The 12,524-nt window shown below is 72.0% G+C and carries 10 protein-coding genes and 1 pseudogene; 4 read left to right on the top strand and 7 right to left on the bottom strand.

Annotation, left to right across the window (positions count from 1 at the left end; translation table 11 throughout):
- Window positions 1-5: 5 nt before the first annotated feature.
- From ACFRIC_RS32525 to ACFRIC_RS32515, 3 genes are all read left to right on the top strand, one after another.
- Window positions 6-695 carry a response regulator transcription factor gene (locus ACFRIC_RS32525; protein ID WP_382793252.1) on the top strand — a complete coding sequence of 230 codons (690 nt, stop codon included), beginning with the start codon at window positions 6-8 and terminating at the stop codon, window positions 693-695.
- Window positions 692-2,152 (top strand): ATP-binding protein, encoded by a 1,461-nt coding sequence (locus ACFRIC_RS32520; protein ID WP_382793249.1) that lies wholly within the window; start codon window positions 692-694, stop codon window positions 2,150-2,152. Before ACFRIC_RS32525 ends, ACFRIC_RS32520 begins: the two co-directional genes overlap by 4 nt.
- 196 nt (window positions 2,153-2,348) lie before the next feature.
- Window positions 2,349-4,607 (top strand): sulfatase-like hydrolase/transferase, encoded by a 2,259-nt coding sequence (locus tag ACFRIC_RS32515; protein ID WP_382793247.1) that lies wholly within the window; start codon window positions 2,349-2,351, stop codon window positions 4,605-4,607.
- 48 nt (window positions 4,608-4,655) lie between these two features.
- On the opposite strand, the gene ACFRIC_RS32510 is transcribed toward ACFRIC_RS32515, so the two are convergent.
- The 3 genes from ACFRIC_RS32510 to ACFRIC_RS32500 all read right to left on the bottom strand — a co-directional run bounded on the left by ACFRIC_RS32510 (window position 4,656) and on the right by ACFRIC_RS32500 (window position 7,936).
- Window positions 4,656-6,212 carry an ABC transporter substrate-binding protein gene (locus ACFRIC_RS32510; protein ID WP_382793244.1) on the bottom strand — a complete coding sequence of 519 codons (1,557 nt, stop codon included), beginning with the start codon at window positions 6,210-6,212 and terminating at the stop codon, window positions 4,656-4,658.
- 145 nt (window positions 6,213-6,357) lie between these two features.
- Window positions 6,358-7,677, bottom strand: coding sequence for a metallophosphoesterase (locus ACFRIC_RS32505; protein WP_382793240.1), 1,320 nt, complete (start codon window positions 7,675-7,677; stop codon window positions 6,358-6,360).
- A gap of 16 nt (window positions 7,678-7,693) precedes the next feature.
- The gene (locus tag ACFRIC_RS32500; RefSeq protein ID WP_361676383.1) at window positions 7,694-7,936 is read right to left on the bottom strand and encodes an SCO4848 family membrane protein; all 243 of its coding nucleotides are present in this window, start codon (window positions 7,934-7,936) and stop codon (window positions 7,694-7,696) included.
- A gap of 112 nt (window positions 7,937-8,048) precedes the next feature.
- Here ACFRIC_RS32500 and ACFRIC_RS32495 point away from each other — a divergent pair, with 112 nt between their 5' ends.
- Window positions 8,049-9,380, top strand: coding sequence for a D-alanyl-D-alanine carboxypeptidase family protein (locus ACFRIC_RS32495; protein ID WP_382793237.1), 1,332 nt, complete (start codon window positions 8,049-8,051; stop codon window positions 9,378-9,380).
- 175 nt (window positions 9,381-9,555) lie between these two features.
- Here the strand turns inward: ACFRIC_RS32495 and ACFRIC_RS32490 are convergent.
- The 4 genes and pseudogenes from ACFRIC_RS32490 to ACFRIC_RS32475 all read right to left on the bottom strand — a co-directional run.
- Window positions 9,556-10,476 (bottom strand): annotated as a pseudogene (locus tag ACFRIC_RS32490) (YihY/virulence factor BrkB family protein); the annotation flags it as partial.
- Window positions 10,464-10,916, bottom strand: a complete 453-nt coding sequence (locus ACFRIC_RS32485; RefSeq protein WP_382793518.1) for a GtrA family protein — start codon at window positions 10,914-10,916, stop codon at window positions 10,464-10,466. The gene ACFRIC_RS32485 and the pseudogene ACFRIC_RS32490, both read right to left, overlap by 13 nt.
- A gap of 59 nt (window positions 10,917-10,975) precedes the next feature.
- Complete coding sequence (locus tag ACFRIC_RS32480; protein WP_382793234.1) at window positions 10,976-11,920, bottom strand: decaprenyl-phosphate phosphoribosyltransferase; 945 nt, start codon at window positions 11,918-11,920, stop codon at window positions 10,976-10,978.
- On the bottom strand, window positions 11,913-12,443 hold the full coding sequence (locus ACFRIC_RS32475) for a phosphatase PAP2 family protein (protein ID WP_382793515.1): 531 nt from the start codon (window positions 12,441-12,443) through the stop codon (window positions 11,913-11,915). Before ACFRIC_RS32475 ends, ACFRIC_RS32480 begins: the two co-directional genes overlap by 8 nt.
- Window positions 12,444-12,524 lie beyond the last annotated feature (81 nt).

The following is a 12,524-nucleotide window of genomic DNA, read 5'->3' as shown; positions in this document are numbered from 1 at the left end:
GGGACATGACCGCTCACGAGGCAGCCACCGTGCTCGTCGTCGAGGACGAGCCGAGCATCGCGGACGTCCTGACCATCGCGCTGCGCTACCACGGCTTCGAGGTGATGGCCGCGGGGTGCGTCCGCGAGGCCCTGGCGCTCGCCGAGCGCACCCGCCCCGACGCGGCCCTGCTCGACGTGATGCTCCCGGACGGCGACGGCCGGGCGCTGGGCCGTGAACTGCGCCTGCGGCAGCCGGACCTGGCCGTCGTCTTCCTCACCGCGCGGGACGCGCCCGCCGAGATCGTCGGCGCGCTCGGTTTCGGCGACGACTACATCACCAAGCCGTTCAACATCGACGAGGTCGTCGCCCGCATCACCGCCGTCCTGCGCCGCACCCGGCCCGACGACGTCCTGCCGCAGCGCCCGCCCCTGCGCTACGGCGACCTGGAGCTGGACGAGACGACGTACCGCGTCCACCGCGCGGGCACCACGGTCGAACTCACCCCCACCGAGTACGCGCTGCTGCGCTTCCTCGTCCGCAACGGCGGCCGGATCGTGCCCAAGGAACAACTCCTGCGCCATGTCTGGCAGTACGAGCACCCCGCCGAGTCGACGGTCGTCGAGACGTACATCAGCTACCTGCGGCGCAAGCTCGAACCACTGGGGCCACCGGTGATCCAGACCCGCCGGGGCGTGGGATACGGGCTCGCGTGAAGGCGCCCGTCCTGCCCGGCTGCCGCCCCGCGCGCCGCAGGCACGGCATCCACTCGCTGCGCGGCCAGCTCACGATCGCCAACGTGGGGCTGCTGGCCCTGGGCATCGTGGTGGCGACCGCCGTGAGCCTGATGGGCATGCGGCACTACCTGCTCGACCAGGTGGACGCCCAGCTCCTCAAGACCCGGGAATCCCTGGGCGGTTCGCAGCTCACCATGCGCCAGATCGACTCGCTGAGCGCCCTCGCGTTCGTGCACGAGCGGATCGGACCCGCCGCGGACGAGTCGTCGAAGCCGGAGTCGGTCTTCGCGGCCGTCGACCGCGGCGGTCAGGCCGTCGCGGTGGCCGGCTACCAACCCACCGACACCCAGCGCGCGTTCGCCTCGGCCGTGGGCGACCCCGGCGGCCTCGCCCGTGCCGTCGACCCGCGTGACATCACCATCGGCGGCGTCGACTACCGGGCGACCGCGACGCGGCTGGCCGACGGCACCTACGTCCTGTTCGGCAGCTCGACCGACGGACTGCACAAAGGCATCGCCAAGGCCCTCAAGCTCGATCTGGCCGTGGGAACCCTCCTGTTGGCGCTCCTCGCGTGTCTGACGATGTTCAGCGTGCGCCGCCGGATGAGGCCGCTGGAGGCCATGGTGGAGACCTCGTCCGCCATCGCCGAGGGAGATCTGACCCGGCGCGTCCCCTCCAGCCATCACCCGACCCAGGAGGTCGAACAGCTCCGCCTCGCGCTCAACTCCATGCTGCACCAGGTCGAGTCGGCCTACCGGACGCGCGAGGACAGCGCCGCCCAGCTCCGCCGGTTCGTCGGGGACGCCTCGCACGAGCTGCGCACCCCGCTGGCGGCCATCCGCGGCTACCTCCAGCTCTACGAGAAGGGGATGCTGACCGACCCCGTGGAGCGCAGGCGTGCCTGGGACCGGATGAACGGGGAGGCCGACCGCATGGGCCGGCTGGTCGACGAGCTGCTCACCCTGGCCCGCCTTGACCAGCGGCCCGAACTGCGCTTCAGGAACGTCGACCTGAGCCGGCTGGTGCGGGACGCCGCCGAGGATCTGCGGGCCCAGCAGCCCGGCCGCCCGGTGACCGTGGACGCCGACGGCACCCTGCTCGTCCAGGCCGACGAATCGGGGCTGCGGCAGGTCCTGGGCAACCTCGTCGGCAACGTACGCACCCACACGCCCGGCGACGTGCCCGTGCGGCTCACCCTGGAGCGCTCCGACGGTGTCCTGCGGCTGTGCGTCGCGGACAAGGGCCCCGGGCTCGCGGAGGAGGACGCGGCGCGGGTCTTCGACCGCTTCTTCCGGGCCGGCGGCGGCGCGGGCAGCGGGCTCGGGATGGCGATCGTGGAGGGTGTGGTGCGGGCCCACGGAGGGAGCGTCGCGGTCCGGACGGCCCCGGGCGAGGGACTGGCGGTGACGGTGACGCTGCCGGTGCGGGGCCGGTGACACCGCCCAGCCCCCGACGGTCGCCGCAGCACCCCTCACCTGCCGCTCTGACCTGCGGAAACGGACTTGGACAGAAGCTGACCGAGGCGGTTGAACACGGGCCGCCGCGGCCCCGTACACCACGACGAGGGCGCTTCGGTCGCTTCCGATCGGCCCGCCACGCCACCACCGCGCTTCGCACGGAAGGACCGCCGGGTTGTCGTTCAAAACGAGCTCTCGACAGCTACCGAACACGGACGAGACGCCTCCGGGGGACGAGCCGACGCCGGAGCCCCACGCGGACACCGACACGGACACCGGCACCGGCACGGACGAGGACGCCGCCGCCTCGGGTGAGGGAGAGGCAGCGGCCGGGGCGGCCCCCGAGGTCACCACGACCGAGGAGGCCGCCTCGATCGATCCCGACGCCCCGCAGGAGCCTCCGGCGGGGTCCGGCCCTGGTGACGAGGCGGACCCCGACGGGAGCGACGGCGAAGCCGCCACCGGCGCCCCCGGGACCGAGGTCCGGGCCGAAGGCCGGGCAGGGGACGCGGGTGCCCCGGAGGGCACGGTTCCCAGTGCCGTCGGCGCGGCGCCCGAAACCGGCACCCGGGCGGGGACCGCGCCTGCGACCGGGACCGAGGCGCCCCGCGAGACCCGCGCGGACACGGACGTGGCCTCGCCCGGGGACGACACCGCCGAAGCCCCCGGAGCCCCCGACACCTCCGACACCTCCGACACACCGAACGCCCCGGACGCCGCCCCCGGGGACGGAGCCGGAGGCGGCGAGGAGCCTCCGGGGGGCGAGCCGTCCGGGTCCGGGGCGGGAAGCGGGTGGCGGGGCCGGTATCCGGTCGCCGCCCGCGCCCTCGCCTGGACGACCACCCTCGTCGCCGCCGCGCTCGTCCTGTTCGCGCTGCTCATGCCGAGCCAGGCGGACAGCTTCCGCCCGGCGGAATTCCTGCGGCTCCCGGTGGAGGCGATCTTCGGTGGCGCGCTGCTGATCGTCCTGCCCCGCCGGCCGCGGATCGCGCTGTCGGTGGCCGCCGGGCTGGCCCTGGGCGTGCTGACCGTCCTGAACATCCTCGACATCGGATTCAACGAATACCTCGGACGCGGCTTCAACGTCGTCCTCGACTGGTCGCTGTTCGCCGATGCGCAGGCCTACCTCCAGGACACGTTCGGCCACGGCGGCGCGCTCGGCATCGTGGCGCTGGCCGTGGCGCTCGTGATCGCGATCCTGGCGCTCATGACGCTGTCGGTCGTCCGGCTGGGCAACCTGGCGGCCAGGAACACCGAGACGGCGACCCGCACGACCCTGGTCCTGGCCATGGCCTGGGTCACCTGCGCGGCGCTCGGCGTGCAGTACACCGGGGTGCCCATCGCCTCCGAGCACACCGCGCTGGTCGTCCAGGACCGGGCGGCGCGGGTGCGCAACACCCTGCGGGACGAGGCCGAGTTCGCCAGGATCGCCAAGAAGGACGCCTTCGCGAACACACCGCCCGACGAGATGCTCACCGATCTGCGCGGCAAGGACATGATCGTCACGTTCATCGAGAGCTACGGCCGCAGCGCCGTCGAGGACCCGGTCATCGCGCCGGACGTCGACGCGACCCTGACCGCGGAGAACGAGAAGCTGACCCAGGCCGGTTTCGCGGCGAAGAGCGGCTGGCTCACCTCGGCGACGTACGGCGGCAGCAGTTGGCTCGGCCACTCGACGTTCCTGTCGGGGCTGTGGATCAACAACCAGCAGCGCTACCGCACGGTGACCGCAGGCGACCACCTCTCCCTGATCAGCGCCTTCAAGAAGACCGGCGACTACGACACCGTGGGCGTCATGCCGGGCATCCAGAAGGGCTGGCCCGAGCAGAAGTTCTACGGCATAGACAAGCTCTACGACGCCTTCCACCTCGGCTACAAGGGCCCGAAGTTCAGTTGGTCGACCATGCCCGACCAGTACGCCCTGACCGCGTTCGAGCGTCTCGTGCACAGCAAGAAGCACGACAAGCCGCTGATGTCGACGATCATCCTGACCTCCAGCCACCAGCCCTGGGCCCCCATCCCGAAGACCGTCCCGCAGGACCAGGTCGGCGACGGCTCGGTCTACGACGCCATCCAGAAGGCCGGCAAGAAGCCCGGCGACATCATCACCAGCTCGCAGAAGTCCAAGGTGGAGTACGGCAAGGCGATCTCGTACTCGGTGACGAGCCTGATCGACTACCTGGTGAAGTACGGGAACAAGAACACCGTCCTGATCTTCCTCGGGGACCACCAGCCGATAGCGCGGGTCAGCGGCAGCCACGCCAGCCGTGACGTGCCCGTCTCGATCGTCGCGAAGGACCCCAAGGTGCTCGACAAGATCGCCGACTGGGGCTGGACGGACGGACTCCAGCCCCGGCACGACGCCCCGGTGTGGAAGATGAGCTCGTTCCGCGACCGCTTCCTGACGGCGTACGGATCCACGCCCCACCCCTAGGACGCACCGGCCGTGACGGCGAGTGGCCCCGGCTCCCGGGGCCACTCGTCACAGCCAGTTCAGTCGCCAGAGGCGGAAGACCCCGGTCCCGTCGGACAGGTACTGGCCGCCGCTGATGTCCTCCGTGCTGATGACGTAGTCCTTGCGCTGCCACAGGGGGATCAGCGGGACGTCCTCGGCGACGCGCGTCTGGAGCCGGTGGAACGCGTCCGCCGTGCGGCTCCGGTCGGCGTCCTCCTGCGTCTCCTTGATGAGACGGTCGACCTCGCTGTTGGTGTAGCCGTTCTTCATGCTGTTGCCCGTGCCCACGAGCTGCGCGCCGAAGGTGTCCGCGTCGGGATAGTCGGCGACCCAGCCAACCGCCCAGGCGTCCAGCCCGCCCTCCGCGTACTTCTTCTGGAACTCGGTCCACTCGAACCCCTCGGTCGTCACCTTGAAGAGTCCGTCCGCCTCCAGTTGCCGCTTGAGTTCGGCCGCCTCCTCGCCCGCGGCGCCCCGCCCCTCGGCGAACCCGTAGGTGAAGCGCACGGGCAGGGAGACCCCGGCCTCGGTCAGCAGGGCCCGCGCCTTCTTCGGGTCCGGTTTCGGATAGGCGTCGAAGAACGAGGTCGCGTGCCCGGTGATGCCCGCCGGGATCAGCCCGTACAGCGCGTCGGTCGTCCCGCGGTACGTCCGGTCGACCAGCTCCTGGCGGTCGACCAGCGAGGCGAGGGCCTGCCTGACCCGCCGGTCGTGCAGCGGCGAACTCTCGCGCACGTCGAGGACGAGGTTGCGGGTCTCGGCGCTGTCGGCCTCCGTGACGCGTTGCGCGGGGTCGCTCGGCGAGAGCGCGGCGAGCACGGCCGGCGGCAACTGACGGGCCACGACGTCGAGCTGCTTCGCCCGCCACGCCACCCGCAGCGCGTCCGAGTTGGCGTAGTAGCGCAGTACGACGGGGCTGCCGGGGCCGTCGACGGCGCCCTGGTAGCGGGGGTTGGGGGCCAGGACGGCCTTCGCGCCCTGCGTGTACGCCTTCAGGACGTAGGGTCCGGTGCCGTCGACGCCCGAGCCGGTGCGCAGGCTGCGCCGGGGGTAGCGGGTGCTGTCGACGATCGATCCGGCGCCGGTGGCCAGCTTGAACGGGAAGGTCGCGTCGGGCGAGGACAGATGGAAGACGACGGTCCGGCCGCTCGCGTCCACGCTGCCCAGGGTGGACAGGAGCGAGGCGGGCCCGACCTCGTCGTTGATGCGCTTGACGCGGTCGAAGGAGAACTTCACGTCCTCGGCGGTCACCGCGCGCCCGCTCGGGAACGTGAGGTCGTCACGGAGCGTGCAGCGGTACGTGCGCAGTCCCGTGTCGGTGAACGCGCAGCTCTTGGCGGCGTCCGGGACGGGCTTGGCGCCGCCGGGCTCGAAGGTGAGCAGCGACTGGAAGACATTGCTGAACAGGGCCCAGGATCCGGCGTCGTAGGCGCCGGCCGGGTCGAGCGAGGTGACGGCGTCCGTGGTGCCCACGGTGATGGTGCGGTTGTCGTTCCCCTTCGCCGGCAGGAGCTGCCAGCCGGCCACACCGGCGCCCGCGACGACGAGCAGCGCCACCAGAATCCATAAGCGAACCGATCGCATCGGTGCCCTCCCCAGGCGCCCCGCACACCACTCCCTTAGTGGCGCGGATCACCTAATCACAGGAGTTTGGGCCGGGGAAGCGAATCGGGAAGAGTGCTCGGGGCAGACGAAAACGATCTTTTCCGCCCCTCTTCACAGCGGATTCTCAGGCTTCGAGTGAGGCCAGTTCGACCACCGTGATGTCCGAGGGAGCGCCGACGCGGGTGGGCGGCCCCCAGGCTCCGGCGCCCCGGGAGACGTAGAGCTGTGTGTCGCCGTAGCGGTCCAGGCCGGCGACCGTCGGATTGGCGGCGGCCGCTATGAGGTTGCCCGGCCAGAGCTGTCCGCCATGGGTGTGTCCGGACAACTGGAGGTCGACCCCGTGGCGTACCGCTTCATGGATCTGCACCGGCTGATGTGCGAGGAGCACACAGGCCCGTGTCGTGTCGCGGTCTCCGAGCGCCTTGCCGAAATCGGGTCCCTGCCCCTCGCTCTCGCCCTGGAGGTCGTTGACCCCGGCGAGGTCGAATCCGGCCAGCTCGGTCCGCGCGTTCTCCAGGGGGTGGATCCCCAGTTCCCGCACCTCCTGGATCCACTGTTCGGCCCCGGAGAAGTACTCGTGGTTCCCGGTGACGAAGTAGGACCCGTGGCGGGCGCGCAGCCCGGCGAGCGGCGCGGCGGCGGGGCCGAGGTTCTTCACGCTGCCGTCGACCAGGTCACCGACGACGGCGATGAGGTCGGGCTGCGTGGAGTTGATCGTGTCGACGACCTGCTGCGCGAATCCGCGTCCGAGCACCGGTCCGAGGTGGATGTCGCTCACGACGGCGATCCGGTAGCCGTGGGCGGACCGGGGCAGCTTGGCGAGCGGCACGGTGATCCGCTTCACCCTGGGCCCGCGCAGCACGCCGTACGTCCCGTACCCCACGGTCCCGACGGCGACGGCGGCGGCCGTGCCACCCACGACGCGCGAGACGAACAGCCGCCGCGAGGGCGCGAGCACGGCGTCCGCCGGTTCGGAGGACCCCGCCTTGTCCGCCGGTTCGGAGGACCCCGCCTCGTCCGCCGACTCCGCCTCATCCGACGGCCCTTCCGGGGCCGCTGCCCGCGCCTGACCCGCCGGGCCGTCCGAGACCGCCGCCCCGGCGGTCTCGCGCCGCCGGGCCGTCCGGCGCGCGTCGGCGCGGAGCAGGAGCGGTCGTACGAGTTCCCCGGCCAGCAGGGCCAGTACGAGGTAGAGGCCCAGTGGCATCCACAGGAAGCCGGGCCAGGCAAGCGTCCGCTGGAGCACGAAGGGAGCACCCGCGCGCTCGGCCACGAGGGCGCCGACCATCAGCAGCGGCGCGGCGACGAAGAGGACCGTGCCCAGCCGGCGGGCCGGTCCCGGCCCGCTCGTCGTGTCCCGCACCAGCCGGCGCCACGCGTACCAGTGCAGCCCGACGAGCACGGCCAGCACAGCCAGGCCCACCGACACGAACAAGATGACCATGACGCCGTATCCCCCGTTATGACGTCTGGCGCAAAGCGCGTACGCCGCGCAACCCGATGACCCCGACGACCGTCCCAAGGACAAACGACACGACGGCGAGCGTCAGATGCACCCAGAAGTAGGCGGTCGGATCGCCCGCGTCGTCGAACGCGAGCCCACTGGCGTCCTGCCAGAGATTCTTAGCGAAAGTGACCCAAATGACCCAACTCCACACCCCGAAGGCGAGCAGGAACCAGGACACGGGGCGGCTGAGCTTCATGCGTTCAGTATCGCCGTCGGCCACCGTGATCCGGCGCCGGGGTGGAGAGGACGAGGCGGCGCCCCCGATCGGTGACGGGAATTCCGGTCACAACCCCTGTACTTTCTCGATCGTGCCCGCCTCGAAAAAGACCATTCGACGATCCTTGTTGATCACTTCCGCCACCCTGCTGACCGTTTCCCTCAACGCGCCCGCGTTCGCCGACACGGTCGACACCGCCGACGTGAGCCCGACGGCGAGCCCCGGCTCCTCCCCGTCGGCCACGCCCCCGGCGACCATGTCGAGCCTCGGCGGCGAGCGGCTCGGCCGGCCCGGCAACCAGGTGGACCTCGGGGCCGGCGCCCCCGTCCTGCCCCCGGACATCACCGCCCGTTCCTGGATCGTCGCCGACGCGGAGTCCGGCGACGTCCTGGCCGCGCACAACGCGCACTGGCGGCTGCCGCCGGCGAGCACGCTGAAGATGCTGTTCGCCGACACGGTGCTGCCCAAGTTCCCGAGGAGCACCTCGCACAAGGTGGCCCCCTCCGAGCTGGCGGGCATCGGCGAGGGCTCCAGCGTGGTGGGCATAAAGGAGAACCAGACGTACACCGTCCACGACCTGTGGCTCGGTGTCTTCCTGAAGTCCGGCAACGACGCCGTGCACGTGCTGTCGGCGATGAACGGCGGCGTCGCCCGGACGGTCAAGGACATGCAGGCGCACGCGGACGACCTCCAGGCGCTCGACACGCACGTGGTGAGCCCCGACGGCTACGACGCCAGGGGCCAGGTGTCGTCCGCCTACGACCTGACGCTCTTCGCCCGTTCGGGGCTGCAGAAGAAGGACTTCCGGGAGTACTGCTCGACGGTGCGGGCCACCTTCCCCGGCACGACCACCGGCACGACGACCGGCGGCAAGAAGGGCACGTCCGCCCGCACGTCCTCGGAGATCCGGAACACCAACCGGCTGCTGTCCGGCGACAGCGACATCACCCCGTACCAGGGCATCGCGGGTGTGAAGAACGGCAACACCACCAACGCCGGCGCCACCTTCACGGGTGTCGCCGAGCGCGGCGGCAAGGTCCTGCTCGTCACGGTCATGAACCCGGAGAAGAAGGAGCACAACGAGGTCTACAAGGAGGCCGCGCAACTGCTCGACTGGGGATTCCAGGCCGCGGACAAGGTCCAGCCGGTGGGCGAACTCGTCGCGCCCAAGGGCGTGGACACCACGGCTCAGCCGGGCGCGAACGCCTCGGGCGGGTCGAGCCCCGGCACGGGTTCCGGCACGGGCACCGCGCACGCCTCCACGAAGCCGGTGGCGGCCTCCACCACCGCGGCGAGGGGCGGTTCGAGCGGCATCGGCATCGCGCTCGGCCTGGCGGGCGGTTTCGTCGCCCTGCTCGCGGCGGGCGTCTTCCTCGTCAACCGCCGCTGGCCGCTGCCGGACCTGATGCGCCGCCGCCGCTGACCGCCCGGGACTCGGGCGGCTTCGTCCCACGCTTCGGAGCCCCCGAGCCGCCCCGGTCCCCCGGGCCGGCCGGTCCGCCGTCACCGGCCCGTTCGCGGTCGCCGGCCCGTTCGCGCTCGCCGGCCCGTTCGCGCTCGCCGGCCCGTTCGCGGTCACCGGCCCGTTCGCGGTCGCCGGCCGGTTCGCCACCGTCGGCCGGTTGGCCACCGTCGGCCGGTTCACCGTCGCCGGCCGCCTCCGGGTCCCGGCCCTCGCTGGGTGTCGCCGTCCAGGCCGCGGAGTACAGGAGCAGTTTCGAGGTGAAGTTGATCCACAGGAGCAGCGCGATCGGCACGCCGAAGGCGCCGTACATGCTCTTCGAGGCCACACCCCGCATGTAGCCGCTGAGCAGCAGCTTGAGCAGCTCGAAGCCGACGGCGCCGATCAGCGCGGCGACGATCAGCCGGCGGCGCGGCGGCTCCACACCGGGCAGCAGGGTCAGGACGTAGAGCAGGACCAGGAAGTCGGCGAGCACCGCCACCGCGAAGGCGACGAGCTGGAGCAGGGTGGTCCCCCAGCCGTTCTCGTCGAGACCCGCGTGCCGCGCGGACCAGCCCATCGCCGTGGACGCCAGCGTGGAGACGGCGATGGTGAGCAGCACGGCGCCGCCGAGGCCGACGAGGACTCCCCCGTCCTTGATCTTGCGCAGAAGCGGGTTCCCCTCGCTGTCGGGCAGCTCCCAGACCGCGCGCAGGCACTCGCGCATGGAGCCGACCCAGCCGATGCCGGTGACCAGCAGCAGCGCACCGGCGACGAGCCCGATCGTGCCGGCGTTCTGGACGAGGCCGTTGATGTCGAGCTGGTCGGAGATGCCCGGCACCTGCTCGGCCAGCTTGTCCTGGAGGTCCTTCTGCTGCTGTGTGCTCAGCGTGGCGGCCCCGATCGCCGCGGCCACCGTCAGCAGCGGGAACAGCGCCACGAAGCTGATGAAGGTCATCGCCGCGGCGAGCCGCGTCCACTTCACTCGGTCCAGCCGCTCGTACGACCGCCACGCGTGCGTCGCCATCAGGCGTACGACCCAAGGTCCCACGCCGGGAATCTTTTTCAGCCAGTCCATGATCCGACTCTGCCCTCGCCTCGGAAAACCAGTGACCGGGTACCCCAAAATCGCAGAACAGTGGCGAGCACCATGCCGACCCCCGCGCCGGAGACCGTGTCCGCGCGCGGTGAGGTGTATCCGAGCCCGTAGTGGCTGACGGCGAGGCACAGCAACTGCACCAGCGCGCCCGCGACGTTCACCCCGAAGAAGATCAGGTACTGCCGCGGGCCCCGCGCCGCCGCGTGCCGGTAGGTGCCGAGCGCGTTCCCGGCGTACGCCACCGAGCAGCCGGCGAGGAAGGACAGCGCCTTGGCCGTCAGGGGGTCGAGACCCACCGGGCCGCGGAGCCGGACGAACACGCCGAGGTCGGCCGCGTAGGCCAGCACCCCGACCGCGGCGAACCCGAGGAGCTCCCGCAGGAACCGCTCCCGGGGGCGGGCCTCCCGGCCGGGCGCCACCGGTTCCGCCAGACCGGGGCCGTCGAGGAGACCGGGGCCCGGCCGGTCCTCGGTGACGCTCACCAGTTGGCCACGGCGAGCCCGTACATCGCCAGCCACACCAGACCGATGAGGGCAAGCGGACGGTCGCGCAGGACCACGTCCTCCGGCTCGCCCGCCGTGCCCCGGTCGGCGAAGACCGCGTAGCGCAGGACGGCCAGGATGAAGGCGACCATGGAGAGCTGACGCCACGGCAGCAGCCCGGTGCTCGGCACGCCGCCCTCCTCCAGGGCCCACAGGCAGTAGCCGAGGACGGACACCCCGGCGGCGAGCTGCCAGACGAACCGCAGATAGCCGGTCGTGTACTCGGTGAGCAGCGCGCGCGTGGCACCCGCCGTGCCCGCCATCTGCACGGCTTCGGAGTAGCGCTTCGCCGAGACCATGAACAGCGCCCCGAAGCCGGTGGTGATGAGGAACCAGCGCGAGAGCGGGATGCCGAGGGCCAGGCCGCCGATCATGGCCCGCATCAGGAACCCGGTCGTGACGACGACGAGGTCGACGACGAGCACGTGCTTGAGGCTCACGCAGTACGCGAGCTGCATGCCGATGTACGCGGTCAGCAGCGCGCAGACGGCCGCCGAGCAGAACCAGGCGGCGGCCGCGGGCGCGAGGACCGCGAGGGTGCCGCCGACCGCGTACGCGACCGGGCGCGGGACCTGGCCCGCGGCGACCGGGCGGTGGCGCTTCACGGGATGGGCGCGGTCGGCGACGGCGTCCCGGGCGTCGTTGATCAGATAGACGGCGGCGGCGCAGGCCGTGAACAGCACGAAGACCAGGACGAGTTGAGCGGCCGCATACGGCGAGAAGAGCCGGCCGGCGGCGGCCGGGGCGGCCACGACGAGCACGTTCTTCACCCACTGGCGGGGACGCGCGGTCCTGACGAGGCCCCGCAGCAGCCCGCTCAGGGACCGCGGCGGCGGGGCGAGGGCCGGGGCGCGCTCCAGCAGCGCCGTGCGCTCACCCATGGCGGGCCCCGATCCAGCCGGCGCCCAGTCCGGCCGCCGCGGCGCCGAGGGCCGCGCCCGCGGCGACGTCCGTGGGGTAGTGGACGCCGACGACGAGGCGCGAGAGGCACATCGCGGCGGCGAGCGGCGGGACGGCGTACGCGCCGAGCGTTCCGTAGGCCACCGCCGCGGCGGTGGCGGAGGCCGCGTGGGAGCTGGGGAAGGAGTGCCGTCCGGCCGTGCGCACCCGGGGCGTCACGTGCGTGGGACGCGGGCGGCGCACGATCCGTTTCACGCCCATGCTCGCGAGGTGCGCTCCGGCGGTGAGCGCCGTCGCGCGCAGCCACGCGCCGCGCCGCGCGCGGTCGGCGGCCGCCCCGGCGAGCCCGGCGGCGAGCCACAGGGCGCCGTGCTCCCCGCTCCAGGACAGGGTGCGCGCGACGGCCGCGACGCGGGGATTCCCGCCGTACGCGTGGAGCACGGACAGCAGTCGGCGGTCCATGTCGCCAGGTGGACGGTCCACGCCGTCAAGCCGCCGATCCATCTCGTCACGGTCGTCAAGGTCGTCCATGTGAGGCCACTCTTCTAGGGAGCGGTCGTAGAACTACGGCAATCTAGGACGACA

The sequence above is a fragment of the Streptomyces sp. NPDC056738 genome, assembly GCF_042790435.1.
Lineage (GTDB): Bacteria > Actinomycetota > Actinomycetes > Streptomycetales > Streptomycetaceae > Streptomyces.
Note: the sequence above shows the minus strand (reverse complement) of the source record. Positions and strands in the feature narration are given on the sequence as shown.